Annotated in this window: 32 protein-coding genes and 1 pseudogene; 4 read left to right on the forward strand and 29 right to left on the reverse strand. The window is 40.6% G+C overall.

Features of this window, described 5'->3' with window-relative positions; all coding sequences use genetic code 11:
* Positions 1-80: 80 nt before the first annotated feature.
* A complete protein-coding gene (locus P4S71_RS17975; protein ID WP_301562227.1) occupies positions 81-593 on the forward strand; it encodes a DUF3653 domain-containing protein in 513 nt (170 codons plus the stop codon).
* A 51-nt stretch (positions 594-644) separates the two neighbouring features.
* Here the strand turns inward: P4S71_RS17975 and P4S71_RS17980 are convergent, their stop codons facing one another.
* The 17 genes from P4S71_RS17980 to P4S71_RS18060 form a co-directional block, all read right to left on the reverse strand.
* A complete protein-coding gene (locus tag P4S71_RS17980) occupies positions 645-800 on the reverse strand; it encodes a hypothetical protein (protein WP_167542968.1) in 156 nt (51 codons plus the stop codon).
* Positions 794-943, reverse strand: a complete 150-nt coding sequence (locus P4S71_RS17985; RefSeq protein ID WP_167542967.1) for a hypothetical protein — start codon at positions 941-943, stop codon at positions 794-796. The genes P4S71_RS17980 and P4S71_RS17985 overlap by 7 nt, the downstream gene beginning before the upstream one ends.
* Positions 944-946: 3 nt before the next feature.
* On the reverse strand, positions 947-1,327 hold the full coding sequence (locus P4S71_RS17990; RefSeq protein WP_337151189.1) for a hypothetical protein: 381 nt from the start codon (positions 1,325-1,327) through the stop codon (positions 947-949).
* The gene (locus P4S71_RS17995) at positions 1,320-1,784 is read right to left on the reverse strand and encodes a virion protein (protein ID WP_337151190.1); all 465 of its coding nucleotides are present in this window, start codon (positions 1,782-1,784) and stop codon (positions 1,320-1,322) included. Before P4S71_RS17995 ends, P4S71_RS17990 begins: the two co-directional genes overlap by 8 nt.
* A complete protein-coding gene (locus tag P4S71_RS18000) occupies positions 1,784-3,202 on the reverse strand; it encodes a hypothetical protein (protein ID WP_337151191.1) in 1,419 nt (472 codons plus the stop codon). Before P4S71_RS18000 ends, P4S71_RS17995 begins: the two co-directional genes overlap by 1 nt.
* A gap of 2 nt (positions 3,203-3,204) precedes the next feature.
* On the reverse strand, positions 3,205-4,110 hold the full coding sequence (locus P4S71_RS18005) for a hypothetical protein (RefSeq protein ID WP_337151192.1): 906 nt from the start codon (positions 4,108-4,110) through the stop codon (positions 3,205-3,207).
* 79 nt (positions 4,111-4,189) lie between these two features.
* The gene (locus P4S71_RS18010) at positions 4,190-4,462 is read right to left on the reverse strand and encodes a hypothetical protein (RefSeq protein ID WP_337151193.1); all 273 of its coding nucleotides are present in this window, start codon (positions 4,460-4,462) and stop codon (positions 4,190-4,192) included.
* Between the two features lie 4 nt (positions 4,463-4,466).
* The gene (locus tag P4S71_RS18015; protein ID WP_337151194.1) at positions 4,467-4,643 is read right to left on the reverse strand and encodes a hypothetical protein; all 177 of its coding nucleotides are present in this window, start codon (positions 4,641-4,643) and stop codon (positions 4,467-4,469) included.
* Positions 4,643-4,765, reverse strand: a complete 123-nt coding sequence (locus tag P4S71_RS18020) for a hypothetical protein (RefSeq protein ID WP_264373506.1) — start codon at positions 4,763-4,765, stop codon at positions 4,643-4,645. The genes P4S71_RS18015 and P4S71_RS18020 overlap by 1 nt, the downstream gene beginning before the upstream one ends.
* Positions 4,765-5,130 carry a hypothetical protein gene (locus tag P4S71_RS18025; RefSeq protein WP_227008914.1) on the reverse strand — a complete coding sequence of 122 codons (366 nt, stop codon included), beginning with the start codon at positions 5,128-5,130 and terminating at the stop codon, positions 4,765-4,767. Before P4S71_RS18025 ends, P4S71_RS18020 begins: the two co-directional genes overlap by 1 nt.
* Positions 5,131-5,139: 9 nt before the next feature.
* On the reverse strand, positions 5,140-5,949 hold the full coding sequence (locus tag P4S71_RS18030; RefSeq protein WP_337151195.1) for a major capsid protein P2: 810 nt from the start codon (positions 5,947-5,949) through the stop codon (positions 5,140-5,142).
* A 357-nt stretch (positions 5,950-6,306) separates the two neighbouring features.
* Complete coding sequence (locus P4S71_RS18035) at positions 6,307-6,564, reverse strand: hypothetical protein (protein ID WP_337151196.1); 258 nt, start codon at positions 6,562-6,564, stop codon at positions 6,307-6,309.
* A 3-nt stretch (positions 6,565-6,567) separates the two neighbouring features.
* A complete protein-coding gene (locus P4S71_RS18040; RefSeq protein WP_337151197.1) occupies positions 6,568-7,218 on the reverse strand; it encodes an ATP-binding protein in 651 nt (216 codons plus the stop codon).
* Complete coding sequence (locus P4S71_RS18045) at positions 7,184-7,609, reverse strand: hypothetical protein (protein WP_337151198.1); 426 nt, start codon at positions 7,607-7,609, stop codon at positions 7,184-7,186. Before P4S71_RS18045 ends, P4S71_RS18040 begins: the two co-directional genes overlap by 35 nt.
* Positions 7,606-7,749, reverse strand: coding sequence for a hypothetical protein (locus tag P4S71_RS18050; RefSeq protein WP_337151199.1), 144 nt, complete (start codon positions 7,747-7,749; stop codon positions 7,606-7,608). Before P4S71_RS18050 ends, P4S71_RS18045 begins: the two co-directional genes overlap by 4 nt.
* 172 nt (positions 7,750-7,921) lie before the next feature.
* Entirely contained in the window at positions 7,922-8,131 is a 210-nt protein-coding gene (locus tag P4S71_RS18055) for a hypothetical protein (RefSeq protein ID WP_064666244.1), read from the reverse strand.
* A gap of 946 nt (positions 8,132-9,077) precedes the next feature.
* On the reverse strand, positions 9,078-9,341 hold the full coding sequence (locus P4S71_RS18060; protein WP_337151200.1) for a hypothetical protein: 264 nt from the start codon (positions 9,339-9,341) through the stop codon (positions 9,078-9,080).
* A gap of 234 nt (positions 9,342-9,575) precedes the next feature.
* On the opposite strand from P4S71_RS18060, the gene P4S71_RS18065 reads away from it, so the two are divergent.
* Complete coding sequence (locus tag P4S71_RS18065; protein WP_064666337.1) at positions 9,576-9,854, forward strand: hypothetical protein; 279 nt, start codon at positions 9,576-9,578, stop codon at positions 9,852-9,854.
* Positions 9,855-10,222: 368 nt separating this feature from the next.
* Here P4S71_RS18065 and P4S71_RS18070 read toward each other — a convergent pair whose 3' ends face one another.
* The 5 genes and pseudogenes from P4S71_RS18070 to P4S71_RS18090 form a co-directional block, all read right to left on the reverse strand.
* Positions 10,223-11,047, reverse strand: coding sequence for an alpha/beta fold hydrolase (locus tag P4S71_RS18070; protein ID WP_337151201.1), 825 nt, complete (start codon positions 11,045-11,047; stop codon positions 10,223-10,225).
* A 453-nt stretch (positions 11,048-11,500) separates the two neighbouring features.
* Positions 11,501-11,953 carry a response regulator gene (locus tag P4S71_RS18075; protein WP_337151202.1) on the reverse strand — a complete coding sequence of 151 codons (453 nt, stop codon included), beginning with the start codon at positions 11,951-11,953 and terminating at the stop codon, positions 11,501-11,503.
* Between the two features lie 329 nt (positions 11,954-12,282).
* A pseudogene (locus tag P4S71_RS18080) lies at positions 12,283-12,854 on the reverse strand (tRNA-(ms[2]io[6]A)-hydroxylase).
* On the reverse strand, positions 12,842-13,534 hold the full coding sequence (locus P4S71_RS18085; protein ID WP_337151203.1) for a sulfotransferase: 693 nt from the start codon (positions 13,532-13,534) through the stop codon (positions 12,842-12,844). Before P4S71_RS18085 ends, P4S71_RS18080 begins: the two are co-directional and overlap by 13 nt.
* 14 nt (positions 13,535-13,548) lie before the next feature.
* Entirely contained in the window at positions 13,549-13,920 is a 372-nt protein-coding gene (locus tag P4S71_RS18090) for an MAPEG family protein (RefSeq protein WP_149605286.1), read from the reverse strand.
* Positions 13,921-14,077: 157 nt separating this feature from the next.
* Here P4S71_RS18090 and P4S71_RS18095 point away from each other — a divergent pair, with 157 nt between their 5' ends.
* On the forward strand, positions 14,078-15,424 hold the full coding sequence (locus P4S71_RS18095) for a DUF2254 domain-containing protein (protein WP_337151204.1): 1,347 nt from the start codon (positions 14,078-14,080) through the stop codon (positions 15,422-15,424).
* Positions 15,425-15,558: 134 nt separating this feature from the next.
* Here the strand turns inward: P4S71_RS18095 and P4S71_RS18100 are convergent, their stop codons facing one another.
* The 3 genes from P4S71_RS18100 to ggt all read right to left on the reverse strand — a co-directional run bounded on the left by P4S71_RS18100 (position 15,559) and on the right by ggt (position 20,047).
* The gene (locus tag P4S71_RS18100; RefSeq protein WP_337151205.1) at positions 15,559-16,284 is read right to left on the reverse strand and encodes an SIMPL domain-containing protein; all 726 of its coding nucleotides are present in this window, start codon (positions 16,282-16,284) and stop codon (positions 15,559-15,561) included.
* 154 nt (positions 16,285-16,438) lie between these two features.
* Positions 16,439-18,133, reverse strand: a complete 1,695-nt coding sequence (locus P4S71_RS18105) for an NAD-dependent malic enzyme (protein ID WP_337151206.1) — start codon at positions 18,131-18,133, stop codon at positions 16,439-16,441.
* 141 nt (positions 18,134-18,274) lie between these two features.
* On the reverse strand, positions 18,275-20,047 hold the full coding sequence (ggt, locus tag P4S71_RS18110; RefSeq protein ID WP_337151207.1) for a gamma-glutamyltransferase: 1,773 nt from the start codon (positions 20,045-20,047) through the stop codon (positions 18,275-18,277).
* Between the two features lie 64 nt (positions 20,048-20,111).
* Between ggt and rrtA the strand changes: the two genes are divergently transcribed.
* Positions 20,112-20,729 carry a rhombosortase gene (gene rrtA, locus P4S71_RS18115; RefSeq protein WP_337151208.1) on the forward strand — a complete coding sequence of 206 codons (618 nt, stop codon included), beginning with the start codon at positions 20,112-20,114 and terminating at the stop codon, positions 20,727-20,729.
* An 88-nt stretch (positions 20,730-20,817) separates the two neighbouring features.
* Here the strand turns inward: rrtA and P4S71_RS18120 are convergent, their stop codons facing one another.
* The 4 genes from P4S71_RS18120 to purE all read right to left on the reverse strand — a co-directional run bounded on the left by P4S71_RS18120 (position 20,818) and on the right by purE (position 26,358).
* Entirely contained in the window at positions 20,818-23,322 is a 2,505-nt protein-coding gene (locus tag P4S71_RS18120; protein WP_337151209.1) for a S9 family peptidase, read from the reverse strand.
* A 123-nt stretch (positions 23,323-23,445) separates the two neighbouring features.
* Positions 23,446-24,609: an endonuclease/exonuclease/phosphatase family protein gene (locus P4S71_RS18125; protein ID WP_008135168.1), complete on the reverse strand. Its 1,164-nt coding sequence runs from the start codon at positions 24,607-24,609 to the stop codon at positions 23,446-23,448.
* Positions 24,610-24,721: 112 nt separating this feature from the next.
* Positions 24,722-25,873, reverse strand: coding sequence for a 5-(carboxyamino)imidazole ribonucleotide synthase (locus P4S71_RS18130; protein WP_149605294.1), 1,152 nt, complete (start codon positions 25,871-25,873; stop codon positions 24,722-24,724).
* A gap of 2 nt (positions 25,874-25,875) precedes the next feature.
* Positions 25,876-26,358, reverse strand: coding sequence for a 5-(carboxyamino)imidazole ribonucleotide mutase (gene purE, locus P4S71_RS18135; protein ID WP_002962540.1), 483 nt, complete (start codon positions 26,356-26,358; stop codon positions 25,876-25,878).
* Positions 26,359-26,367 lie beyond the last annotated feature (9 nt).

Consider the following 26,367-nt stretch of genomic DNA (forward strand, 5'->3'; position numbering starts at 1 on the left):
GATCTTTTTTCAAATTTTGGATCAATTTCATGAAACAACCCTACGCGGAACCATTAAATCGACATTCAAAGGAGTAAAAAATGACCGATTTTAAAACCGCACTGCGTAAAGCTGGCTTTGTTACAGCTACAGGATTGATTGATAGAAAAGCGGCAATTGAGTATTTGTTGACCTCTGAACGCACTTTGGAGCGTTGGATCACAACCAATAAACCATGCAAACGCGCCCTAAAATTACTCGAACAAAAGATTGCGGGCATTGTTCAACATGGCAATTGGAACGGCTTTTTTATCTGCCATCAGGGGTATTTGTGGACACCTAACGGCCGCCGTTTTGAGCCGTTGTATTTAGAACGTGTGTGGATTTTACAGCAAAGCACCCGCTTTAAGGATGCAACGATTTTAAACTTAAAGACTGAGCTTACGCATTTAAAGAACCTGGTTTCTACGCGGGAGCGCTTAAAGGAGATGGGCCATGAGCTGATAGAAATCTCTACTAACTGGAATTTTGTAGAGCAAATGCAAAAACAAATGGCTGAGCAAACGCAGGAACTGGCAGAGCTAGAGGTGATTGCACCGCTTAAAAAGGCGTAGTAATAAAAAAGCCCTGACGATTATGCCAGGGCTTTTTACCTTTAGGAGGCGTTACTTTAGCGCATCACTTAAGGCGCTGACAAGTTCATCATCCAAGTCATTCGTTGTTTTGCTGGCTAAGTGCTTGGCCGTGGCTAAGCAAACGCGCTTTAAAAACGCTTCAGTGACTAACTTTACTGCTAAGTATTTGCCGAGTGTTGCTAACATAGTTTTTCCTCTAACTTCTTTATTCGTTCGTCCTGGGCGTTGATGATCACCTTTAGCCAGTTAATATCATTTTTTAACGTGGCTACGGTGGCAATAAAGCCCCCTATTTGTACGCCTATTACTATCAATGTGCTTGAATCCATACGTTACCCCTTAAGCGCTGTAACGATACTGGACGCATCAACTAGCCCACCAATCAGCGGTATATAGGGCGCTTTGAGCTGTAAGCTGGCATCGAATATTTGCTCAATATAATCGCCGTGGTCGTCATGGGTCATGTACATGGCTTTGAGCCAGGTTTTATCCCTGACACGTTGATCACTATCTAACTTGTCAGGATTTAAATAGAAACCAGGATTAGGGTATTTGATGTAATTGCTGCCGTTTATGGCAAATTGCACCTCTGCAAGCGCCGCCGCAACTGGCCTTGTGAGCGTTTTCACTGCAGCGTCAGTCTTACGGTAAAAGTAAGCGGCTGCGGCGGCCAGTAGCAACCATTTAAAATTGGTGTTAAGAAATTTAGCCATAAAACCCCCATTCGAAGCCCTGGCGTATTTCGTCCAGGCTAAACGGTTGCGATCCATTTTCCATGTGTATCATAGCGGCCAATACCTGCGGATAAGTCTCCCGCGTTAAAGGTCGGTCATGGGCAATCCCTGTTTTTTGGCTCACAAAGTTGATGTAATTTTGTGTGTCATTTTCGGACGGTGGCGCCCAACGCGATACAATACCCGCAATCGTGTTTAGCTGATATTTGGTGGCGTAGGTGCGTAATATGCGCCCCGCCGCTCTTAAACCATGCTCTACGGTTTCGAAGATCACAAAGCGGCCATCATCGCCTGCATGGCCAACCCAATCAGTGCCGTTTTCTTCAATATTGAGTGGGTTATTGTTGCGTAAGCCTTTAGATTTAGCCATGTACAGCGCTCCAGATAGCAAGATAATAGTGACAAACGTTAAGGTGATTACATTGTTTTGAGACATTAAATCACCTCTTTTAACATGCGAATTTTGGCTATAGCTGTTTCTGTTAGCTTCACTTGCTCAAGTAGGGCAAAACCAGCAGGCTCTGGAATGTTATTAGTTGTTACATACCAATCAACACCCACATTAATTAACCGCGGCTTGTAATTGCTATTACCAATTGAGCGCCCAAAATCACCTGCAAGCCGCCAGCTTGTGCCTGCATCTAGGCTTTCATATACTTCTGTAGAGTTAATACCCACCCACTTTTCAGGGGTGATACTTACGTCATACAAAAAGCTTGGTAAAATATCTACTCTGGCGCTTTGTGCTTTGTCTATGATTTCTCGGTCTTTATTAGTAGAAACACATAAGAACCCATCTGCTTCGGTTATTATTGCGCTCAGCCCTTCCATTGATGTGGTCATATTTGCCACTTTTTCAAAATCCGAACCGCCTACCTTATACACATAACCTTCGCCATTTGTACCTGCCAAGCAAAATAACTCATTTTCCAAAGTACAAAAAACAGCATACGCAAATCTTACACTTGCTAAGCTTGTTGTCTTTACCACTATTAACCGTTCTGTCGCATAGTCGTACTCCCAAATTGTGGCAAAATTGTCAACCCAACCACCAACAAAAAGCCGCCCGTTTGAATAGTTAACACAACCAAACCCAGTTGCACCAATCGTATTGGCCGTAATAACTTGCCCTTTATAATTAAACCGCGCTTGTGATACACCGATTAAATCCCCATTCCCATCACTTGCAAAAAACTTTGCATCTAAGTCTGAAAATTCAAAAACACTTGACCCGTATTTGTTAGTAAAAAAATTAACTCTATATGATTGGTTATCTATAAACCCATCATTAACAATCTGCGGTTCGTCTGCCAATGACGCGCTATATTCGGAATCTATATCACCCAAAACACCTGTAATTCCAAATTTTGGCGGTTTATTTATTGCTATGTGAAACTCGCCCGAACCTTCAATTTTATGAGGCACACCTGCGGCGACAGGAATACCATTTGCAATGGTTACACCTTGACCCCCGTACCAAAAAGGCTCGGTATCACTGAATAAAGTAATGGCTACGCGGTTACGCTCAAAAGGTAGAATTTGTTGTGAACCACCATAGTGATCAATTACATCACTGAGGTTTGAATTGCTGCCTTTGGTTGGCGCTTCATAGCCTAATGGGTTTGGGCTAGCCCATACTTCGATTCGTTGCTCTTGGTCTGATTGCAACGTGATTGAATCAAATTTAGAAAAAGTGACATCAAAGCCGCTTCTAACTTCTGTATCGAGTAAGTTTTCACCCTTTAAAAACACACGCAATTGTAATGTCGATTCACAATTAATAATTTTAATTTGACGGCCTACTTTTGCAATTTCTCGCACTTCACCAGCACGAATGGTTTGTTTGTAAAGCATTTTTATTTTCTCCCTACGGTTAGCGCCAGGGCGACAACGCCCGCCATGCCGACAACGACATAAACCATGGTTTTGTTTGTGTCTTTGGCCAATTGGCTGTCATCACTGCGGCTCATGTCATCAACGAACTGCAATGCTTGCTCACTGGCTAACAGTGAACTTTTAGCCGCATCCGCATAAGCCGAAGCGGTACCGGTGGCAAAATCACGGGCTAAGTCGCTGCTGTTGTTCGCGGTAAAATAGGCTAATTCTGATACCCGTTCATTGCTATCACCGATTGCGTCAATGGTGTTTAACATGGCGTTGTTAGCAAAGGCGGTATTGGTTGCGTGCATGGATTCGGACAGACTCGCTACATCACGGGCCAAGCTACTATTCGCATCAATGGAGGTTTCAGCTAGGTAACTTTGTGCCTCTATGCTATCGCGCGCTAAGTTGTTCTGTGCATCGATACTGTCACGGGCTAAATTAGTATTAGCGTCTAACGCATCAGTGCCAAAACCAAACGCGCTATTAACTGCATCAAATACACCTTGTTGAGAACGTTCTGCAAAGTCGAGTGAATCACGGCCAAAATCGAACGCTTCGCCTAAACTGTTATTGGCAAAATCTAAGCTGTCGCTGTTTACATCACGGGCCATGTTAAACGCATCACTGGTGACGTTCTCGGTCATGATGTTGTTTTGATAAGTCATATCACTAGCGGCACTAACCATGCTGTCCATATTGCCCGACATATCCCCCCAAATGCCGACTAGGCCGTCTACTAAACCGTGGTCTGTTTGTTGAATGTTGTACGTGTTGCCGTTGCCAACGGTCATATAACCGGTGTTATCACCTTGTACGCCCAAAGACGTGCTGGTGTTACTGGTATCCTGGCGGCTGTTTGAGCTGGATTTACTACCCATTATAAAACCATCCTATAAACAAAATGGCCGTTGGTATCGGTCATTTCATAGTTAAAATTGTAAGCACGTAAATGACGCGCTAAGGCTTTTCGCTTTGTGTGGTACACAATGGAGGGGTTTTTAATTTTCGCGCAATTCTAACGATGTGCGGGGCCATTTTGAGCAAGTTTTTACCCTCGGCACAGACCACACATAAACCGTCATCATCAAGACGGAGCACACAGTAGCAGTTTTGAAATTCAACTAATAAAGCCTGGCTAAGTTCTATTTGTCGCTGTATATCAGCGTAATCGTTGAGGTTTCCAGCTGCTGTTTTGATGTTTTCAAGTTCGCTACTGTGTGCAATACGCATAAAATTACTTTTTGAATAAGAACAATGCAGCAAGGGCAATTGCGCCGAGAATTAACAACTGATTGTTGTTATTCGACCCAAAATTAACCGCCCCGCCTTGGAATCCTATATTCGCCGCTTGGTCACCCGTACCCGAGCTTGCAGCACTGGAGTTTGAGGCACTCATGCCACCGCCGCCCATTACTTACTCGCCTTACGAGAACGGATCCAATCGCGGGCATACTCAGCCACGATTGCACCAATGGCCGCTACGGCCACACCGTAAGCAAAAAACTTAAGGCCTTTTCCTGATGGTTGTTGCATTATTTCCGACCTCGCAAAACTAAGCCCAGGACAAGTAACCCACCAAACGCCATAATCACCGTTTTTTGTGGGTAGCCAAATACCATTGGCTCAGCTGCTTGAGAACCTGGTACTTGTGGCACCTTTGGCGCATCAACTAAACGCGCTGCGCCGTTCTTAAGCTCAGGCGTGCTAGTGTGCTCAACACGCCCTTGGCCTGTGCTGTTTTTAGCCGCTTTGATGGCTTCAAACTGGCCGTAAGTATTGACCGCCTGAGATAAGAAACCGCCCATATCCCCCCAAATACTTGAGGGCTGAGGAGCACCAACAGGCAAAATATTATTTGCTGCTGCGGCCCCTGTTGCACCTAACATGCTTGAAAACATACAACCCCCTTAGAAAGTCGATTGTGCGTAATTTGAGAAGTAGTAAACAACAATTTCACATTGACCACCTGTATCAGAATCGATACGTAAACGCATGTCACGAATTGCCTGATCAAGTTTTAAACTGCCGTACATATCGCCTTCAAGCATGAAATCAATCAAGTACTCGTCAACGCGTGGGCTACGGCCATTTTGTTTAAGAATGTGGTTATGTAGTTCCAGTGGAATATCACCACGCCATTTCACGTTATCAATCAAAAACTCTACGCCTGTAATGCCTGGCGCTTTAATGAGAATTTGGCCGATGTGCGCACCTGGCGGACGTGGCAAGTTTTCAATTTCTGTACGCCCTTCAATTAAGTTTTTCATGAATGAGCGGCGTTTGAATAACCAACCAGGCACAGCGGGCGCTGATTTTTCACAATATGCTTGAAGTGCTGGCGCGGCTGCTGCGGCATCAATATCAAACTTGATTTGTACAGTTGAAAGGCCAACGGTACCCAATGCAAAAAAGCGTTGCTCAACCAGCTGCGGGCCTTGTGCGCTTTTAAGTTCATCACGTACAAAGTGGAAGGTTGCATAGTCACCTAAAGTTTCACGTTTAAAGGTGTTGTTCTCATTCAGTAAGTCTTGCAACGTTTTGTATTCAGTCAGCAAGTTACCATTTAGCTCAATACGAATGTTTTTAAGCTGTGCGGCGGTTACACCTGTGTAATGCAGGTGGATTTTGTCGTAAGTCAGGCCAACGGGGACATCAAGCGATACAGTGTTACCAGCTTCTACACCCGTAATACTTGGCATTTTTGAAATTTCGCGCATGTATGCAGCTCCTAGTTAATTAAGTTTTTAACAGGACGCAAAGCGCGTACTTTGTTGATTGCGGCAAAAACGGCTAAAGCCATGCCGATAGTGATCAAGCGATTTTTGTTAAACATAAGTGCTGCTCCAGTTGGTTGCACGTTGATAAAGCCACGTTTGTGGAAGCTGGAGCGTAAAGGGGAATTAAAAAGGCCGTCTTAGCTTTACTTATAGCTAAAACGGCCTGTTAAACATTTTTAATTTATAGCTTTAGCTAAAAAAATTAATCCCATCATAAAAACGACAAAAATAATTAATCCACTTCTTACCAGCCACTCAAAGAAATCGAGCACGCTACAAACCATGTCATCTAACATGTCACAAATTAGTTTCCACATAAAAACTCACTCCTGCACGTTCAGCGCGTGAACGAATAAACTTAGCCTGTTGCATTTCATCCAGACCAATTAAGCCGATGATAACGACCTTTATCTTATTTTTTAAAGCATCATGTCGTTTCAGCTTCTGATAACCGGACATACGTCTATATTGCCTAATCTCAGTTAAAATCCATTTAAGGCGGTTAACCTTAAGTCGCTTAATTCTAAATAACTCACCTTTTTTTAATTGGCACATAATTTAAAACTTAATGGTTTCGAGTGTGGCCGCGTCGGTTCCTTTGCGGATCCAATACTGAATTTGCTTACGGTGAATGTTATTAATCGTTTGCAGCTGCTGCACAGTCACCCCCATTTCTGCTGCCATGTATTTATAACTGGCTGCGGATTTAAGCGCGCCGCACCACATAAACTCAACCTGATTTAAGATGGTTTTATCTGATTCTTGTGGGCGCTGGGTGATTGCAAGCAACCTACCGCCGTATTTACGCACCTTACGACATAACTCCCCCCAATTAGGCGGGGCTTTACCAACGCGGGTAACATCGGCTATTTCATCCGCTAAAATATCCATTGGCGCCGCTTGGTGGCAAATAGCAAAGACCAGGGCCGCCCACTTTTCAAAGTTTTCCTCTGTGGGCCGAACTGTAAGCGCGCAACGAATAGGGCCAAAGCCGCACTTTTTAACCAGCTTTTCAAACGCGGCCATAGTACGAATACGGGGCAATGAATAATCTTCGTCAGGGTCCCACGCAATGATCCGCTCTTGTTTAAAATCGACTTTCTCACGCAAAAATGCTGATTTACCGCTACCTGACGCGCCTACGATTAACACATTACGGTTTTCTAAACTGGCATCATGGCGCTTTAGTGGTGTCGGTGGTCTCTTCATCCTCGTTTTCCTCCTCAATTTTGCTTAGATTAATATCGGTCATTATGCGCGGGCCAAATATTCCCACTGAAACAGCCCCCAGCGCCCACATAGGCGACATTTCAACGTCTGGCATAGCTTCATCAATGGCATGGCTTAGCCCGCGCGCTTCATCCTCGCTTAGTACCCAATGCTCACCACGGCGAGCCGCTAGGTAATTAGTGCCGAACACCACCATGGTACTAAGTAGATCACCAGCATTAATTTTGGGGGTTTCGCCCTTCTCGGCCATAACCTGATCAGTTATTTCGGGACTTTTTTCATCATCAGCAAAATCACCAAAGTCGGGGCTACCTAAACGGGCCGCAATATCGTCAATTGTTTGCTCTTGTACGTCATTTTCTAGGCTCATGCGTCATCATCTCCAAATAGTGAGTCCATAAATGTTTTTTTACGGGTTGCAGTGGTAGCGGCTTTGGTCTGCTCTTCCCGGGCAACTTCGGCGGCTTCGTGGGCGGCTTCGTCAATCTCTACGCCGTTAAGCGGGCGCACGTTGTCACGAATGAATTTTTGCCCGCCTGGTAACGTGCATTGAATGGTGCCGCATGGCCCGTGTGGGCCGTCCATACAGCGGTAATATAATCGCGCTGAGCGGCTCGCTTGTTCGTGAACGGTTGCGTCTTCACTGCCGCAGTGCGGACAGGTGATTTTACCTAGTACGGCTTTACCCATTGCTGCGCTCCCGTTGTAGCTGCTCTACATTGTGAGTCAGTGTGATCACTTCTTTCATAAGCAACGCACACAGCCTGCGTTGGGCTTTAGCGAGTTCCAGGGCTTTAGCTTTGACATTGAATGCACTACTTGCGGCCACTTCTGTTTCAAGCACCAGGATTGATTCAAATTGTGCATGTATTTTTTCTTTAGAATCAGACATTTAACTTTAACCACCTGTTTTTTAACGAAAAAAACGAAATTTGTGGATAAGTGGACAAAAGCCGCTTCGCGTCTTGTTGCCACACTTACCGCACAATACAATAAGCCGTGGATATGTGGACAAAAGTCGCTTCGCGCCTTGTTGACGCACATACCGCACCGCCCAATAAGTTTTATTTGCATTTTTATCAAAACAGGTCAGTTTTTTTATTCGCCTGCGGCGGGCCAAATGCTGGCCCCTGCGGGGCTTTTCACCTCACTTACGCCCTTCGGTTGTATGGGCCGCAATAAAGAGCCATTGCAGCCCAGTAAAAGGATGGCCCCTGCGGGGCTATTCTCCTTGTTTATGATGCGCGCCCTAAAAGGGCTGAGGACTCTTAATAGTCTTGCTGCCCCTCGCTGCGCTTCGGGTGCAGCAAGCCCCTTGCAAACCGCTATAAGATTAACCGAACTGAATCGGTACTTATGCTAATTGCAATGTAGGCGCTGCACCCTAAGCCGCTTGAGGGGCTTATCAGTACACGCTAATTTAGTGCGTACTGGTAAGCCGTTGCTTCGGATGGCGGTTCGTCCTGGTAAACTTACCGCAAGAGTGACTATTCAAGTGCTTTCAACCTACGCACCCCTGATACCCCTGCTCACTCTCATAACGTTGGCCGTGTTCCTAACGGTTATGTGCGGGAGATTGCGAGTCTCCAATTACCCCAGTTGGGCGCTTATCCTAGCCAGTAATGTTATCGCTTCGTACAGGTAGGGCTTTTGGTATTGTTCCCGTGATAGCCCTATTGGAGCACTCAACTCCCACTATTGCGGTGCGCTTAAACCACAAAACTCTATGATCCAATTTAAGCGCTAAAGCTCCGCAACCGTTTATTTAACGAGTGTATTTATAGCTAAAGCTACCTTGATAGCTTTAGCTATAAACACAAAAACCAGCACAAGGCTGGTTAGGTAAGTAGGTCGAGGGCTTTAGCTTGTTCTCTAAGCTTTACAAATTCATTAGGTAATACTTGGAAGCAGCCACAATTAACATGACAACCTTTAAGCGCCTTATAGCAACTGATTAATTGAACTTCGTCATCAAACGTCAACGTATCAAAAAACGCAGTTACACCACCTGTTGAGTGAATGTACTTATGATCAAGGTTTACATTAATCGTTGTGTCGAAAACTGTGGAGAGAGTTAAAATATTTTGTGGTGCATCTGTCATCGCTTCTAATCCATTCAGGGACGTTTTAAGTAACCATTCATGTCAAATTAAGAGAACGGGGCTAAACTGAAAGCTGCGACCCTCTCAGCCGCCCCGCTGACCTGAATGATACCTCTGCCGAGGCCACTTAATAGTAACTTGCCAATCGACCAAGTCAATTGCCAAGTTACCTTGCAAAGCCCTGAAATTAGATTATTTTATGCTTCTGCACCTGCGGCCTGAATGAGAAAAGTTATGAAAATAAGCAATTCGATTGAACTACTCGATTGGTTTAAAGCCACCGTGGACATTGAGTCCGACTATATGACAGCCAGCTTGCTAGGTGTATCAAAACAAGCGATATCCAAGATTAGACAAGGAATCAATGAATTTAGTGAAGATAACGCTTTAATGATCGCAACGATAGGTAAACACCCTGAACCCTTGAAAATAGTGGCTACAATTGAGTTAGCTAAAGCTGAAAAGGCTGGTGATACTGAACGCGCTAAATTATGGCGCCAATATGTCGCTTAGGCCATTTTACCCCCCGTCAGAATGGCGGGTAAGAAATGTACAATCCCTTTTGTGCTGCACCCTACAGCTACGGTCGCAGCCTAAAGGGGACATTATGTTAAATAGTATAAATAAATATATAATCAAGTTCCTCACCTTCATTAATTAACGTACAAACGCGATATTTTGACTATTTAATAAGCATTAACCTACTTATCTTAATGGTTAGTGCCTTACCCATTTACGGTATTAGCTTCTTGAACATATAAAAATACCGCTTGGTTATTAATATTATCAAGCGGTATAAACAATGATTATCTAATAGCTACTTTACCCAATCAAACTTAACGTATTGAAATAAATAGCTTTTTAATAAACCTAGTAATTCACTAGAATGTTTTATCATTCATAAATTCACCAATAAGCTCAGATACTTTATCTGGATACTCATCAACAACCCAATGTGCGGCTTTATCTATCCAAACCAATGATGAATTTGGAATTGCTTCTTCTAACATCGGCGCATATTTTGGCTTTTGAAATTTGTCTTCTTCACCCCATAATATGAGTGCTTCATGAGGTAAGCTTTTAAGATCGCCTGCAATAGCTTGTGTATATTCTTTATTGAGTCTGCGCATGTTACTAAATAAAGCGGCTTTTCCTTGCTCGTTGCTCCATGGTTTTAAGTATATTTCCATTAACTCTTCAGTCATTACGCTAGAATCGTATACACCTTTAGGCATGAAATCTCTTAATGTATCAACAAATTCAGCTACACTTGTCTTTTCTTCTACACCAGGTTCTAGCAAAGGTTCAAATTCTGGTATTGGCCAAGAATCAAAACATACACTATCTATTAAAACTAATCCGTTTACTTTATCAGGATGATTTACCGCCATTAATTGAGCAACACCACCACCAATATCATGTGCAGCAATATTAACTTTAGAAATACCGAGTTCTTCCATAAACTTACACATTATTCTACATTGCGCATTTATAGATACATCGGTGTTAATTGGCATATCTGATTCACCAAAGTTTAGTAAATCAGGCGCTATTACTCGATGTTCTGGTGCGAGTTTGGGCATCACATTTCGCCATAAAAATTTGTTAGTTGGTATGCCATGTATTAATAATAAAGGTGTGCCTTGTCCCATTTCTTGATAAGCAATTTGATGACCTTCTACTGTAACGTACTGTGTTTTGCTCATAATTTTGCCTCGTTAACTTTAAAAATTATAATGTTTAATAAACTATAAAATTAGAATATAACCTTATAAAGCAAATTCCATCCCAAGATGAGTATCTATTAATTATTAAAAAATATTAATGTTTTAAAAGTTAAACCCTTGTGATACGTGGGCTCTAGGCTAAATAAGTTTATTTGTTTTTTATTATTATAGAGTTTGATAATTGTGATTGTTAAACCACTTTAAGAAGTGTGAAACGTTTGCTCTTATATATGCAACAATTACAAAAGCGAAGTTGCTAATACTTTAAAGGAATAATTTGAAGTAATTATTCTTATTAAAGGATTTTTACAAGTTTAAATAAATTAAAGGTTTAATATACACAAAATCGCTAAATAATATTAGCGCTTTGAAAATTACAATTTAAGTTTTTAGTAAGCTATAAATAAAAACAGTGAACCGCCCTGCTGTTTTTTATAAATCAGACCAATAAGGATTTAATATTTTCAATAAGCACATTTTTTTAACTGGTTTTAATAATTGGCCATCAAAACCTAAATTGATATATTTATTATCACTAAAAGTATGTGCAATAATTTTTGTTGTGGTTTTATCAATGTGCTTTCTTATTTTTAGCATCGCATCTGTGCCCGTAAATTCAGGCATAATTATATCCATTAAAATAATGTCATAATTATTTTGTGAAACCATAATAAGTGCTTCTGCTGCACTTGAAGCAAAATCAACGTTAAAAAATTCATCTTCAAGCATTTTTTTTATAACAATCTCAATTAAAAGATCGTCATCTACCAACAATACATTGATAAGTTTATTTTGGCTTTGTGTTATGGAGGAAATGTTATTCGGCATCGCTTTAGTAGCTGGCTTTGGTTTTACAAACTCTTTAACATTACTTTCTGATGACATTGATAATTTACTCCTAGTATTTTTTGAGTTTGTAACTTATATAAAATTACTTACTATGTAGGTATATATCGGCAGCTTGAAGAATTTACTTAATAATATATAACCACTGTTCTTTATATAAAGCAATTATTGGCCCAAGTAATTTATGTTTAAAATTAGTAACTTATTTACTGATCAATAAGATTTTTAATTGTGATTAGCAAATTGCGATGCAAAATTAATTTTATTAAGCTGTTATCCGTGAGGTTCAGAAAGGCGGGTGTTTTTACTGTATAGGAAGTAAAACACAGACTTGATTATCTATGTTTTACAGTTTAACTAAAATAGTTTTAATGCAGTGCTGCCGTGAACGGGATGCTTTCACAGATTTTTGCTTCAGCTATAAGCAATTCTTCTAAACGTATATCCACTTCCTCTTTTTCGAAGTACTCGTAAGCAAGTTCAACAAAAAGATTTTTATGCTTTTCTTCTGATTTAGCGATAGCAACATAAAAGTCTTTTTCTTTACCCTCAGGAAGTGCTTGTGCAACTAAAGAAAAACGCTCGTGCCCTCTTGCTTCAATTACACCGCCAACCAGTAATCGGTCCATTAAAAAACCATCACGACCATGTCTAAACAGTGCACGAATTTGTTTTATATACGGATCTTTTTTGTCATCGCCTAAGTTTACATCACGCTCTAAAAGTAATTTAAGTACTTGTTTAAAATGTATTAATTCTTCTAGCGCTAAGTCGGTCATAGCTTTTACTAATTTACGTTTGTCTGGGTAATGCGAAAGCATAGACATAGCCATACCCGATGCTTTTTTTCTGCAGCAGCGTGATCTTGTAAAAAAGTATTAAAGTCAGCAAGGACAACTTCGGTCCATTCAAATGGGGTGTGATATTTTAATTCAAACATGTTCTGTACAACTTAAATAATAATGCGGGGGATTTTAACGTATTTGATTTAAAAATCTTGTAAGGCAGTAATTTATCTATGCGCCCTTTAGCCGTAGATTCAACTTTTAACGGGTGTTTAATATCGTTCCATGCGGTGACTTTGCCGCCCATATTCATTTTTTCAAAATCAGTTTTATCACTTTTTAATGCTAAAAAGTTGCATAACTTTTTGTAGCTTTCTGGTTTTGCTATATCAATGGATAAAAAATCGTTGTCGCGGTTATTAAAGTACGTTTGAGCGTCATTAAAATGTGTTTTATAGCAGTGAGTTAAGTAACTATCGTCGCTAATATTATTAAGCGAAAGCTCACTAAATGTGTTTAAATAACAGCGTTTTATATGAATATTAAAGCCCCCGTCGCCGCGCGTTAAATTAGTGTGCATACGCGTTAAAAGCTGCTTTATTGATGCAAGCCACGCACTCAATTCGCGCTCTAAATAAATAAACTTAGAGTTTGGATAATGAATATCAAGCGCTTTAAAATCGTTAAATATGGGAGTGTCGGCAATTGCGCTGGCATTTTCAAAGCAAGCATTAGTATACGCGGTATGCGCCGTTGTAATACCAAGCTCTAAAAATGCGTGGCACACACTGGTTGTGCCGGTACGCGGTAAACCTATTATAAATATTTTGCTCATTAACTTTTCTTTAATTAGCCACGTGTTACTAGCAATACAAAGGCGCTAACAATAATCACTAAAAATGTCGCAATAGTACCAATTTGGCGATATTTCAGGTTTTTTTCTACTATGCCTATATTTTGAAACACACGCCCTATTAATAACGCACCACCTAATATATGACAGTAATGGCTAGCAAGCCCTTGGTATTCTGCCAAAAAAAGTAAAATTAAAGCAATTGGCACGTACTCCATAAAGTTAGCATGGGCACGCACAGCACGTTGCAGCGTTGCGTTACCATTATCACCAAGTGATATCTGCTCCGCGCGGCGCACTTTTATTACGTTAAAGCTCAAATAAATGTAAAACAATGCAAGTAATGCAGCATAAGTTGAAATGATCATGGCGTTTTCCTGTTATTTTATCGCATAAGCATGCGCTTTATTATTGTGGCCGTGATAATAACATATAAATTTGAGCAGCATTATCAGAAGTTTAATAAATGCCTATGCTAAGCTAAGCTAAGGGTATTAAGTAAGTAGAAAATTACATAAGGATTTTATGTTTGTACCTCGCAAAGTAGCCGACAGTTACCGTGAAATGATTAACAGTATTGGCTTTTACCCTTCTATGCTTTCAGTGGGCTTTTTAGTATTTGCCATTATAACTATGTCGGTTGAATATTTAGCCCCTATTGAGCAGCTAAAATCGTTTATATCGGTTGTACTTGTTGATAGCGCCGAAAACGCGCGTACTATTTTAAGCACTTTAGCAGGCAGTATTATTTCGCTTACCGTGTTTAGTTTTTCGATGGTAATGGTGGTTTTAAATTCGGCCAGTGCGAGTTTATCGCCTCGCGTAGTGCCAGGGCTTATTACGCGTAAATCACACCAAATGGTTTTGGGCTTTTATTTAGGCAGCATAATTTACTCAATTATTATGCTTATAAATATTAATAAGCTTGATGGTGGCAGTACGGCAATTCCTTCAATTGGTGTGTTATTCGCACTTATTTTTGGCTTGATTTCATTAGGTTTATTTGTATTTTTTATACATTCAATCTCTCGTGCTATTCAGGTTGATAATGTGTTAAATGGCTTATTTAGCCAAACTAAAAACGAAATTAAAACAATAATACAAAGGCAATCAGATCACCCAGTTGAAGACTTTCCAGACTTTAGCAAGTGGCACTCTGTTGTCAGTAAAACAGAGGGATATTATAAAGGCGTACATACCGATAAGCTGTGTGCCATTTTGGCAGAGCAAGATATAAAGGTATATATATCTGTAAACCAAGGTTATTTTACAGTTAAAGGTTACCCGTTTTTAAAATGTAATAAAGACATAGCAAACGATGAAGCGCTGATAAATAAAATTCTCGACTGCTTTATTTTTTATATAGAAGAATACATTAGCGATCATTATCGTTATGGGTTGACGCAAATATCAGAAATTGCGGTTAAAGCAATGAGCCCAGGCATAAACGATCCAGGTACTGCGGTTAAATCAATTGATATGCTGAGTATTTTACTTATTCAAAGGCTTTCAATTAACGATATTAACTACTCGTTTAAGCACAGTGACAATGCCCCATTGCTATACCTTCATGAAACAAGCTTTGACGAATTATTACACGACAACTTTACACCACTGCGTAATTACGCCAAAGGCGATGCATACGTAATGACAAACGTGCTTGAGGCGTTTAAAAACATTTTGTTTATTGCACACAAAGACACTGATGCACGAAACAGCTTGTTTAATTATTTAAATGCGATTGTTGATGACATCAATGAACATGTCACAAATGAATACGACAGGAGAGAAATAACTAATATGCTCAATGCAATTGCCCGCATTAGCGAAGAGCAAGGTGAGAAGTTGGTGGCACGTTTTGAGCACCACTAGGGCGTGTTGAATTATTTGGATTGAAATTTGTTCAATCTAGGGGCGATTAAATCGCGGCGCGAGGTTTGTAACCTAGTGCGCTAAGTAAAAACCGAGCAACATAGAGTTAATCGTCCCTAGGAAGAACCTATATTTTAATCTATGTAGTACACAGCATAGCTTGAAGCTGTTACTTTAATCTCTCCAGCATGGTAGGCATCAGGTACATAATTACTTGGTGCGCTATCAGCCATCATTACTTTTTCTGCGCGCATATAAGGCTGAGATTGCACATTGAGTGGACTTAGTGATGCGCTATACAAACCTTTTAAATCAACGCCATAATCTTCACTAAACTCTTTTGCTGCATCGCGTGCATCTTTTATTGCTAATTTTTGCGCTTTTTTATGTAGTTCGTTGTAGTTACTTGCTAAAAATTGCGTTTGGTTAATTTCGTTAATTCCGTTGTTAACTAAGCTTTGTAGTAACTCTGGGTATTTGTTTATATCGCTGAGTTTTACTGTTAATGTGCGAGAAACTTTGAAGCCTTTAAAGTCTTGATTACCGGTTGTGCGGTTATATTGACTATCACGGTTTATTGAAATTTGCCCAGCATTTATATCACCTTCTCTAACCCCTACTTCTTTTACGAGCTTAATTGCTTTAGCGATGGTTAAATCGGTTTTATTTTTAGCTGCAATTAAATCCTTATCAACTTCGGTAATACCTACACTAAGCTGTACGTAATCCGGTATTGTGGTAAGAGTGGCTTCGCCCTTTACGTAAATATGAGGGCCATCGGGAGTAGCTGCAGCAAGTGCATCAAAGCTAAGTACATTTAAAGCCAGCGCGCTACCTAAAACAAGGGTAAGAGTTTTCATTAAGTCGATCCTTTAATTTTGTTAAACCCAGTAAACACCGTACGCGGTTAATTAAATATGAACAAGCCCAAAAAAACAGGCATTTGCCTGTTTTTTGTTAAGCATTGTAACTGTGCCTACAACGTTATTTATTTTTAATTACGTATAAATCTAATTAAACACTACAACGCTTATAGTTACGGTATTTTGGTAACCAGTAATTTTTGTCTATTGCGGCCCATAAAGCATCATCAGTGATCTCAAGTGCAACACCTTCTTCAATCGCTTTTTTAGCAATAGCAAATGCAATACGTTTACTTAGCGTTTCAATTTCAGTAAGCGCAGGTAACAAACTACCTTTACCTGTATTGGCACGCGGCGACGACTCTGCAAGCATTTCACTAGACACACTTAACATTGCATCCGTAATACGCGTTGCTTTAGCGGCAATAACCCCTAAGCCAATACCTGGGAATATATAACTGTTGTTACATTGTGGAATTGGGAACGTTTCGCCATTGTGCTCAACGGGTGCAAATGGGCTACCGGTTGCAACAAGCGCTTTACCATCTGTCCATTTAATTACATCTTCTGGGTATGCTTCTACCTGCTTAGATGGGTTACTTAATGGGAAAATAATAGGTTGCTCACAACCTGCGTGCATTGCACGAATTACCTGCTCGGTAAATAAACCTGGTTGGCCTGAAACACCAATTAAAATATCAGGTTCTGCACAGTGCATCACATCAAGAAGTGATGCGTATTCACCGCTGTAAGTCCAATCACTTAACGAGCCTTGCGGTTGTGCAAGTGCTTGTTGGAAGTCGCGTAAGCCTTCCATACCTTCACTAAGCAAGCCAAAACGGTCAACCATAAATACTTGGCTACGCGCTTGTGCTTCCGTAATGCCTTCAAAAACCATTTGGCTAATAATTTGCTCAGCAATACCACAACCAGCAGAACCAGCACCCACAAATACCACTTTTTGCTGGCTCAGTGTTGAATTTTTAACGCGACACGCAGCAAGTAAAGAACCAACCGTTACAGCCGCAGTACCTTGAATATCATCATTAAAGCTACAAATTTCATTGCGGTAGCGCTTAAGTAATGGCATTGCATTTGGCTGTGCAAAATCCTCAAACTGCAGCAATACATTTGGCCAGCGACGTTTAACCGCTTTAATGAATAAATCTAAAAACTCATCGTATTCGTCTTGAGCAATACGCTTATGACGTGCGCCCATATACATAGGATCGTTCAAAAGCTTCTCGTTATTAGTACCTACATCAAGCATTACAGGTAATGTGTATGCTGGGCTTATACCACCACACGCTGTGTAAAGTGACAATTTACCAATTGGGATACCCATGCCACCAATACCCTGATCGCCTAGGCCTAAAATACGTTCGCCATCGGTAACAACAATAACTTTTACTTTACCTTTGGTAGCGTTGCGTAAAATGTCATCAATTTGAAAACGGTCTTCGTACGAAATAAATAAGCCACGTGCACTGCGATAAATGTCTGAAAACTTTTCACAAGCGTCGCCAACTGTAGGCGTATAAATAATAGGCATCATCTCTTCAAGATGGTCACGCACTAAACGGTAGTACAGTGTTTCGTTGTTATCTTGGATTGCACGTAGGTAAATGTGCTTATTCAAATTTTCGGTAAAGCTAGAATACTGCTGATAACAACGCTCCACTTGCTCTTCAATTGTTTCAAAGCGTGGAGGAAGTAAACCAGCAAGATTGAAATTTTCGCGTTCTTTTTTACTAAAGGCACTGCCTTTGTTTAATAGCGGCGTTTCAATTAGGCCAGGGCCAGAATGATGAATATATAAGTAGTTAGGATCAGTATTTGTTGTCATATTTCCAAGCTTTAACGGAGTCTTAAGTTATGATCTGTCATTATCATTGTTAGAAGTTTAATTGCAATGACAATTAAGTTGGTCAGACCATTGAGAAAAACACTTGCAAGCCGCACTGCCTGCAAGTGTATTATACATAAATTAAAATTTGATAGTGACGTGATTATCAGTTAAATCAGATAATGCAACACCTTCACGGCGCGGATCGGCGCCGCCATACAATTTGTTATTTTTAATTTCAACGGCATGTAAGCCTGAGTTCAAATCGAGAACACGTACTTTGTGTCCGCGTTTAGCAAGCAAAGGTGCAATAGCTTCAAGCGTTGTGCCTTTTTCAAGGCTGGTGTAATCGTTACGATTTGTTGTACGTGGTAAGTTTATAGCGTCTTGCGCTGATAAGTTCCAGTCAATAACGCCAACAACCACTTGCGCAACATAATCAATAATGCGACTACCACCAGGAGAACCCACAACTAAGCGTAAGCTGCCATCTTTGTTAAATACCATTACTGGTGACATAGAGCTACGCGGGCGTTTACCAGCCTCTACACGGTTTGCTACAAGCTTGCCGTTTTTACGTGGCGAAAGCGAAAAGTCAGTTAGCTGGTTATTTAAAATAAAACCATTAACCATAACCGTAGAGCCAAACGCCATTTCAATTGAACTGGTCATCGAAACTGCATTACCTTTACTATCTACAACAGATACGTGTGAGGTAGAAGGTAATTCGTATGAATCATCCATTGCATAACTTAAGTACCCTACAGGATTACCAGCTATGGCTTTTTGATCTGTTTCTGTAATTAATTTAGCGCGCGAGGCAATGTAATCTTTGTTTAGGAGCTCTTTTGTAGGTACTTGGGTGAAATCGGGATCGCCCATGTACATATCGCGATCGGCAAATGCTATGCGCGAAGCTTGGCTAAAGTAATGAATCGCCTTTTCGCCGTTTGGCTTAAGTGCGCTCATATCTTTATGTTCAAGTAAGCCTAGCATTTGCAGTACCGCAACACCGCCACTGCTTGGTGGAGCCATTGAACACACATTATAGGCACGGTATTGTATACATACCGCATCGCGTTCTTTGCTTTTGTAATCTGCTAAGTCTTGTACGCTTAATTTGCCTGGGGCAATTTTAGAGCGCTGTACAGCATTAACCATTTGTTTAGCGTTTTCGCCTTTGTAAAATGCATCAATGCCTTGCTTTGCAATGTCTTTGTATAAATCTGCAAGCGGTTGATTCTTTTTAATTGTGCCCGCTTCAATCAGTTTACCATTTGGGTAAAAGTATTCGTTAATTATTGGCATGCTCATTACACCGGGGTTTAACTGGCGGGCTAATAAGCCATGTAAACGCGGCGAAACTACAAAGCCTTGCTCAGCAAGTTCAATAGCGGGTTTAAAAAGTTCTTCCCATGGCAATATACCGTATTGTTTATGCGCACTTGCAAAGGCATGCAAAATACCGGGTACACCAACAGAGCGTCCGCCTACAACGGCTTCAATCCATTTAACGGCTTTACCGTGTTTATCTAAAAACAGCGTTTCATCTGCATTTGCAGGTGCGGTTTCGCGGCCATCAAAACTAGTCAATTTATTGTTCGCTTTGTTGTAATACATCATAAATGTACCACCGCCAATACCAGAGGATTGCGGTTCAACTAAAGTAAGCACTAGTTGAGTTGCTATTGCAGCGTCAACGGCACTGCCGCCTTGGGCTAAAATTTGTTGACCGGCTCTTGAAGCATACGGATTTGCCGCTGCAACCATGTACTTGTCACCTACCACAACTTGCTTGTGACTAAGGCCCGTTGCTGCTTCTGGTTCGCGAGTTTCTATCGGTTGCTGTGCAAAAGAAGGCAATGTTATTGCGCACAGTCCAATAGCAAATAATGAGTTAAGTTTAAAATGCATAAAAAGTCTAAAAACACTTAATAACGATAAGGTAATTGGCATCTTAAAGTTAAACGGGCACAATATGCAAAAATTTATACTAAAAAATTACAATAAAATGCTTAATTTACCTATTCAACCTCGTTATATATTACCGCCTATTATTCTGCTGCTTTTTAGTACCATTTTTGCTGCATTTGATTTAAATAGTTTACTTGAATTTAACCGAGAGCTAATTAATCAAGGCGAACTGTGGCGAATTTTTTCTAGCCAATTTGTTCATGCTAATTGGGCTCATTTGGGATTAAATGCCAGTGGTGTTTTATTAATTTGGTTACTGCATGGCGAATACACATCACCTACTCGTTACGCCGTTAATATAAGTGCGCTGGCACTGTGGTGTGGACTTGGCGTGTATTGGTTTTGCCCAAGCATACATATTTATACCGGATTAAGTGCTCTGCTGCATGGCGTAATTATTTGGGGGGCAGTTAAAGATATAACTGTAGGGCTTAAGTCGGGGTATTTATTATTTATAGGCGTATGGATTAAAATAGCGTTTGAGCAATTTAGCGGCCCTAATGCTGATATAGGAAAGCTTATTAACTCAACTGTAGCTATTGATGCACATTTAATTGGTGTTATTGGCGGGACTCTGCTTGCCATACCACTGATTATAGAGCTCTTTAAAAAGAAAAAATAAAGTTAGATTTTGTTCAACCCAATAAAAACGCCGCATTAGTTTAGTCAACCAATGCGGCGTTTTTGTTTTTATAATTTAAGCGTAAAGATTAAAGCGTTTCTTTAAATAACTTATAAATACGGCGGTATTCGTCTAACCAACTTGAAGGCTGTACAAAACCATGTGGTTCAACAGGAAATATAGCTGTTTCAAAGTTTTGTTTTTCAAGCTCTATTAAGCGCTGTACTAAACGCACTGAGTCTTGAAAAAACACGTTATCGTCAACCATGGGGGCATTAATGAGTAAACGTTTGTTTAAACCCTCAGCGTAATAAATTGGCGAGCTGCGTTCATACGCAATCGGGTCAACATCAGGATGGTTTAATATATTAGCCGTGTAACCTGTGTTGTAATGTGCCCAATCGGTAACAGGGCGTAGTGCCGCACCTGATTGAAATAACTCAGGCGCAGTAAACAATGCCATAAAGGTCATAAAGCCGCCATAAGAGCCACCATAAGTACCGACTGCTTTGGTATCAACGTTGGCATTTTGCGCCATCCATTTAACGCCATCGGCTAAATCTTGTGTTTCAGGTGTGCCCATTTGACGATAAATCGCAGTCCGCCAATCACGCCCGTAGCCTTTAGATGCGCGGTAATCCATATCCATTACTATATAACCTTCATCAGCGAGCAATGAATGAAACATAAATTCACGAAAATAAACCGAAAACCCCATATGTGAGTTTTGCAAGTAACCCGCGCCGTGGTTAAAAATAACCGCTTTGCGATTTTTACCTACTTCACCTTCAACGTAATCAGCTGGGTAGTATACTTTTGCGTATATAGGTTGTTCAGTATGGCTCGATGGCACGGCAACAATTTTAGGTGCAGTTAGTTTTTTAGCTAAAAACTCATCCGACACTGTGTGCGTTAAGCGCGTTGCTTTTGCGTTGGCTTGTGCGTCTGCTACATAAAGCTCATTAGGCATGGTAATAGTAGAGTGCTTAAGGAGTAACTTGGTTTCATCTGGGCTTAACGCGTAATCGGTCATGCCGTTTAAATCAGTAACTTGCTCACTCTTACCGGTTTGCGGGTTAACACGGTAAATTTCGTATAGGCCTGGGTGTTCAACATTCGCTTTGTAATAAATTGCGCTGTCGTCGCTGGTAAGCGTTAAGTTAGAAACCTCAAATTGGCCTTGTGTAAGCGCAGTTGCACTACCATTGACTGGCTTTTTATAAAGCTGGCTGTAACCAGATTCTTCTGAAAGGTAATAAAGCGTGTTTGAGTTATGTAACCAACCAAAGTCGTTAAATGCGTAAGCAATCCATGCATCGTCATGTAGGCGATGTTGCGACACAAGTTTGTTGTTTTTAAAATCGACAGACGCAAGCCAGCGATCTTTGTTGTCCCACGCTTCAAGCATGACAGCCACTTGTGAGCCGTCGTCGTTCCATACTATTGGGCTTTGCTCAAAACCCCAGTCCATAATAACGTTAATGCCACGAGGCGCCTTTTTAGACTTATATGTTTTACCATCACGTGCATAATTTTCTTTTTTAACTGCGGCTAAAACATCTTCATCAAAACCTGGTAAGGTATTAAAGCTAAGTGATGTTTGCTCTTTGTTAGTTAAATTGATGTAGACAAGCTGTGAGGTTTCTTCTTTAGCGTCAGCTACACGGCGGCGTGCTTTTTTAGGCTCAATGGTTGCATCATTAGTGATGTAATTTGGCATAATATCGCCATCTGCGCGCCAATCAGTTTTTTCTTTAACTACGACTAATAACGCATCACCATTTGGCGAAAGCTGTGCCTCTGCAACTTTATTACCGTTACCTAAGTAGTAAGCCGTGTTAGCAATTGAATCATTTTGTTCATTAATTTTCTCATTGCGTGCTTGCTTATCTTTTTTATTTTTTTGTTGAAGCGCCACAAATTTAATCAGTTTATGCTGCTCTTTAGCAATATAGGTGCTTGGCTCTTCAATACCTTTTGGCTCATCAGCAAGTTTTAAGTTAGCAAGTTCATTGGTTAAGCCTGTTTTTAAATCAACTTTAAAAAACACATTACCTTGGCGGTAAACTAAATCACCATTGTTTAAAAATTGTGGTTTAGACTCACTTGTTGATGTCGCTGTAATTTGTTTAAGTTCACCTGTTTTTAGGTTTTTAACAAATACATTGCCTTTAAACGTGTAGGCCGCCATTGTTTTATTTTTAGAATAAACAGCTTTATTTGAACCCACAGTATGAAGTTTATTAAGTGCTACCTGCTCTGCTGTTTGGCTGTTAACAGATTGGCTAAATAAATTGCGTAATGTATTACCTTGCTCTTTTTGAGCATAAATAATAGTAGCTGAATCGCTTGACCAATAAGCGCTCTCTGGCTGATTACCCATCCAATCGGGAGCGGCCATTGCTTGTTCTAGCGTTATTTTTTGTGAGCCGATATCTGCTGGTGTGTTTACAACCGCAGCAACCTTGGTTGCTGGTAAAGCACTTTGCTGTGTTGAAGAGGTGTTAGCGGTAGCGCTACAACCTGCAAGCATGATACTTGAGGCAACGGCTAAGGCCACTAATGTTTTAGATGAAGAAAAATTAAAAATCATAGTGCTTCTATACGGTTATTATAATTAGGCCGTATTTAAGCAGAAGCACTCAAGTTATTGCAATTATTTAAGATAAATAGCCATTAAACAGGGTAAAGCTCAGTTTACTAATTGTAATAGACGTTATTCAATTACTAAATCAAGCCACACCAGTCGATGATCGCTTGATGCGTTTCTGTCTTTAATTAAACGGTATTCATTACTGGTTTTAGTTGGCCAAAATACCCCACCGTCCTTAATTTTTAAGCCATAGTTTGACGGTAAAACGTAATCAACACGGGCTTGCCAATTAGCACTGTAATTTTGTGCATAAGGCACATCATACTGCTCTTTAGCACCTTCACTTTTTGGAACAAAGTGAGCATTTATTAATGGGTTTTTAAGTAATTGGTCGGTGGTATTTGTACGGGCTTTATCGCCTTCAGGGGCTGCGTTTAAATCGCCTAAAATAACAAAACGAGAGCGAGCTTTTAAACCGCCCTTTTCGCCTTTATCATCGTAAATATACTTAGCGTTTGAAACGTAATCGGCAATTAACCTTACTTCATCGTGGTTACGCTTGCCGTTTCTGTCCTCTTCACCGTCAAATACAGGCGGTGTTGGGTGAGATGCAATAACATGAATGGTTTTATCGTTTACGCTAATAGGTAAATCCCAAAACGATTTAGAGCTTAGTCTGAGTGCTTGCCATTCTTGTGCGTTATACCAGTTTTCGCCTGTTTTAGGCATTACAGGCATTTGAGCATTTGGCATGTCTTTATATTTAAAAGTTTGAAGGGTTCTTACTTTATCAAAATCGATTGGGTATTTTGACAAAATAGCCATACCATAATGCCCTTCAAAAAAGCCAAAGCCTTGTGCATCGCCCATCACGCCATTTTTTTTGCCATCATTATCTAAATCAAACTCGGTGGCTAGGCCTGTATTTACTGGGGCTATATAAGAGTAAGGATAGTTAATAGCGGCTTGTTCTTGCTGACCTACATTTAAATAATGTTTATTAAAGTATTCAATGCCCTGCTCTTTTGGGATGTAATCAAATTCGTTAAGTAAAATAATATCAGGGCGAACACGCTGAATAATTTCCGCTATGTTCTTAATTTGCTGGTGGTTTGCTTTAAGTGAGTTAACTAAGGCATCACTTTTAACTTGCTCGCCTTTAGGTGTGTGATTAGTTGCATCCATACTTACATTAAAAGTAGCAACACGAAGAGAGTCTGATGCAAATGTATTTAAGCTAAATAATGCAGTAATAGCTAGCACGCCAGATATTGTTTTTAGTTTCATTGTTTTACTTCACAAATTTAAAATTAGACTTTAACAGTATTACATATTCAAAGCCCATTTTTATGACAAATAAATACCGGCTTAAGCCGGTATTTATATAAAGGTATGATAACTATTCACTGAGTACTAAATTGGCAGCTGCTTTTAAAATACCAGGGTACTCTTGTTCAGGTAGGTATTCTGAAAGTTCGCCAAGCTTATCGGCGAGTTCATTTATATTTGTAGCCGATACATTTATATGGCCCATTTTACGCCCTGGCTTTGCTGTTTTTCCGTACCAATGACTTGTAACATTCGCTATATGTAAAATTTCACTCGGTATACTTGATTGTCCTAATACATTAATCATTGCTGTAACGTGTTTAAGTTCTGTATTACCAAGCGGTAAACCTGCAACAGCACGCATGTGGTTTTCAAACTGGGAGCAATGGCAACCTTGTTGCGTCCAGTGGCCAGAGTTATGTACGCGCGGTGCAATTTCGTTAACGAGTAATGTGCCTTGAACATCAAAAAACTCTATAGCCAATACGCCAACGTAGTTAAGCTCGTTTGCTATTTTTGTAAATGCATTGTTTGCTTGAGCTTCAACATTTTGATTATTTTTACCGGCAATAGAGAGCGTCAATACACCATTGGTGTGCTCGTTTTCTGTTAGCGGATAAATAGCAACATTACCGTGTTTGTCGCGCGCACCAATAATAGATACTTCACGATCAAACGGGATCATTTTTTCAGCAATTATCGTATGTGGCGCAAGCTGCGTGCCTGATGCAATAAAATCAGCCATTTGTGACCAAATTTCGTCTATTTGATCATCCGATTTTAAACGCCATTGGCCTTTTCCATCGTAACCCGCTTGGCATGTTTTAATTACAAGTGGTTTACCTAGGGTTTTAACGGCAAGTTCTAAATGCGCTTTTTCAGTAATTAATTGGTACGGCGCACAAGTTACGTTTGTTTTATCAAGCAATGCTTTTTCAAGCGAGCGATCGCCACCGGTTTTAATTGCAGCTTTACCTGGGTAAAACTTATTGCTGTTACAGCAAAGTGTTAGTACGTCATCAGGAATATGCTCAAACTCGGCAGTAATGGCATCAGCGTTTGATATAGCTTGCTCAAGCGACGTGCTATAAACATCGCCTGTTAGTGGGTGCTTAATTTGCTTGCTGCCTACATCGTACGCCACAACGTTTAAATTAAGCGGCGCGCCGGCAAGACTCATCATACGTGCAAGTTGCCCTGCACCTAATATTAAAATATTCATTATTACTCTGCAGGGTTTGGATTAGCTAATATAGTGTCGGTTTGCGCTTTACGAAACGCTTCAATTTTTGCAAAAATTTCTGGATTTTGACATCCTAAAATTTGTGCAGCTAATAACCCCGCGTTTGCTGCGCCCGGCTCACCAATTGCTAGCGTACCTACTGCAACGCCTTTAGGCATTTGGCAAATAGATAAAAGTGAATCAACACCATTTAATGCTTTTGATTTTACAGGCACGCCAAGTACAGGAAGCGATGTAAAAGCAGCTGCCATACCTGGTAAATGCGCAGCGCCGCCAGCGCCAGCAATAATAACTTTAATACCACGTTCTGCGGCTGAACTTGCGTAATCAGCAAGTAATTGAGGAGTGCGGTGTGCAGACACGACTTTGGTTTCGTACTTAATGCCAAAATGCTCTAGCATAAGTGCTGCATGTTCCATGGTTGGCCAATCTGATTTAGAACCCATAATAATGCCAACAGTCATAAATACTCC

The sequence above is a fragment of the Pseudoalteromonas sp. B62 genome (assembly GCF_037162565.1).
Classification (GTDB): domain Bacteria; phylum Pseudomonadota; class Gammaproteobacteria; order Enterobacterales; family Alteromonadaceae; genus Pseudoalteromonas; species Pseudoalteromonas fuliginea.

Bases quoted from the DNA above. Each gene is read 5' to 3' on its own strand.
- P4S71_RS17975 (WP_301562227.1), top strand. From the start codon at position 81: ATGACCGATTTTAAAACCGCACTGCGTAAAGCTGGCTTTGTTACAGCT.
- P4S71_RS17980 (WP_167542968.1), bottom strand. From the start codon at position 800: ATGTTAGCAACACTCGGCAAATACTTAGCAGTAAAGTTAGTCACTGAA.
- P4S71_RS17985 (WP_167542967.1), bottom strand. From the start codon at position 943: ATGGATTCAAGCACATTGATAGTAATAGGCGTACAAATAGGGGGCTTT.
- P4S71_RS17990 (WP_337151189.1), bottom strand. From the start codon at position 1,327: ATGGCTAAATTTCTTAACACCAATTTTAAATGGTTGCTACTGGCCGCC.
- P4S71_RS17995 (WP_337151190.1), bottom strand. From the start codon at position 1,784: ATGTCTCAAAACAATGTAATCACCTTAACGTTTGTCACTATTATCTTG.
- P4S71_RS18000 (WP_337151191.1), bottom strand. From the start codon at position 3,202: ATGCTTTACAAACAAACCATTCGTGCTGGTGAAGTGCGAGAAATTGCA.
- P4S71_RS18005 (WP_337151192.1), bottom strand. From the start codon at position 4,110: ATGGGTAGTAAATCCAGCTCAAACAGCCGCCAGGATACCAGTAACACC.
- P4S71_RS18010 (WP_337151193.1), bottom strand. From the start codon at position 4,462: ATGCGTATTGCACACAGTAGCGAACTTGAAAACATCAAAACAGCAGCT.
- P4S71_RS18015 (WP_337151194.1), bottom strand. From the start codon at position 4,643: ATGGGCGGCGGTGGCATGAGTGCCTCAAACTCCAGTGCTGCAAGCTCG.
- P4S71_RS18020 (WP_264373506.1), bottom strand. From the start codon at position 4,765: ATGCAACAACCATCAGGAAAAGGCCTTAAGTTTTTTGCTTACGGTGTG.
- P4S71_RS18025 (WP_227008914.1), bottom strand. From the start codon at position 5,130: ATGTTTTCAAGCATGTTAGGTGCAACAGGGGCCGCAGCAGCAAATAAT.
- P4S71_RS18030 (WP_337151195.1), bottom strand. From the start codon at position 5,949: ATGCGCGAAATTTCAAAAATGCCAAGTATTACGGGTGTAGAAGCTGGT.
- P4S71_RS18035 (WP_337151196.1), bottom strand. From the start codon at position 6,564: ATGTGCCAATTAAAAAAAGGTGAGTTATTTAGAATTAAGCGACTTAAG.
- P4S71_RS18040 (WP_337151197.1), bottom strand. From the start codon at position 7,218: ATGAAGAGACCACCGACACCACTAAAGCGCCATGATGCCAGTTTAGAA.
- P4S71_RS18045 (WP_337151198.1), bottom strand. From the start codon at position 7,609: ATGAGCCTAGAAAATGACGTACAAGAGCAAACAATTGACGATATTGCG.
- P4S71_RS18055 (WP_064666244.1), bottom strand. From the start codon at position 8,131: ATGTCTGATTCTAAAGAAAAAATACATGCACAATTTGAATCAATCCTG.
- P4S71_RS18060 (WP_337151200.1), bottom strand. From the start codon at position 9,341: ATGACAGATGCACCACAAAATATTTTAACTCTCTCCACAGTTTTCGAC.
- P4S71_RS18065 (WP_064666337.1), top strand. From the start codon at position 9,576: ATGAAAATAAGCAATTCGATTGAACTACTCGATTGGTTTAAAGCCACC.
- P4S71_RS18070 (WP_337151201.1), bottom strand. From the start codon at position 11,047: ATGAGCAAAACACAGTACGTTACAGTAGAAGGTCATCAAATTGCTTAT.
- P4S71_RS18075 (WP_337151202.1), bottom strand. From the start codon at position 11,953: ATGTCATCAGAAAGTAATGTTAAAGAGTTTGTAAAACCAAAGCCAGCT.
- P4S71_RS18085 (WP_337151203.1), bottom strand. From the start codon at position 13,534: ATGAGCAAAATATTTATAATAGGTTTACCGCGTACCGGCACAACCAGT.
- P4S71_RS18090 (WP_149605286.1), bottom strand. From the start codon at position 13,920: ATGATCATTTCAACTTATGCTGCATTACTTGCATTGTTTTACATTTAT.
- P4S71_RS18095 (WP_337151204.1), top strand. From the start codon at position 14,078: ATGTTTGTACCTCGCAAAGTAGCCGACAGTTACCGTGAAATGATTAAC.
- P4S71_RS18100 (WP_337151205.1), bottom strand. From the start codon at position 16,284: ATGAAAACTCTTACCCTTGTTTTAGGTAGCGCGCTGGCTTTAAATGTA.
- P4S71_RS18105 (WP_337151206.1), bottom strand. From the start codon at position 18,133: ATGACAACAAATACTGATCCTAACTACTTATATATTCATCATTCTGGC.
- ggt (WP_337151207.1), bottom strand. From the start codon at position 20,047: ATGCATTTTAAACTTAACTCATTATTTGCTATTGGACTGTGCGCAATA.
- rrtA (WP_337151208.1), top strand. From the start codon at position 20,112: ATGCAAAAATTTATACTAAAAAATTACAATAAAATGCTTAATTTACCT.
- P4S71_RS18120 (WP_337151209.1), bottom strand. From the start codon at position 23,322: ATGATTTTTAATTTTTCTTCATCTAAAACATTAGTGGCCTTAGCCGTT.
- P4S71_RS18125 (WP_008135168.1), bottom strand. From the start codon at position 24,609: ATGAAACTAAAAACAATATCTGGCGTGCTAGCTATTACTGCATTATTT.
- P4S71_RS18130 (WP_149605294.1), bottom strand. From the start codon at position 25,873: ATGAATATTTTAATATTAGGTGCAGGGCAACTTGCACGTATGATGAGT.
- purE (WP_002962540.1), bottom strand. From the start codon at position 26,358: ATGACTGTTGGCATTATTATGGGTTCTAAATCAGATTGGCCAACCATG.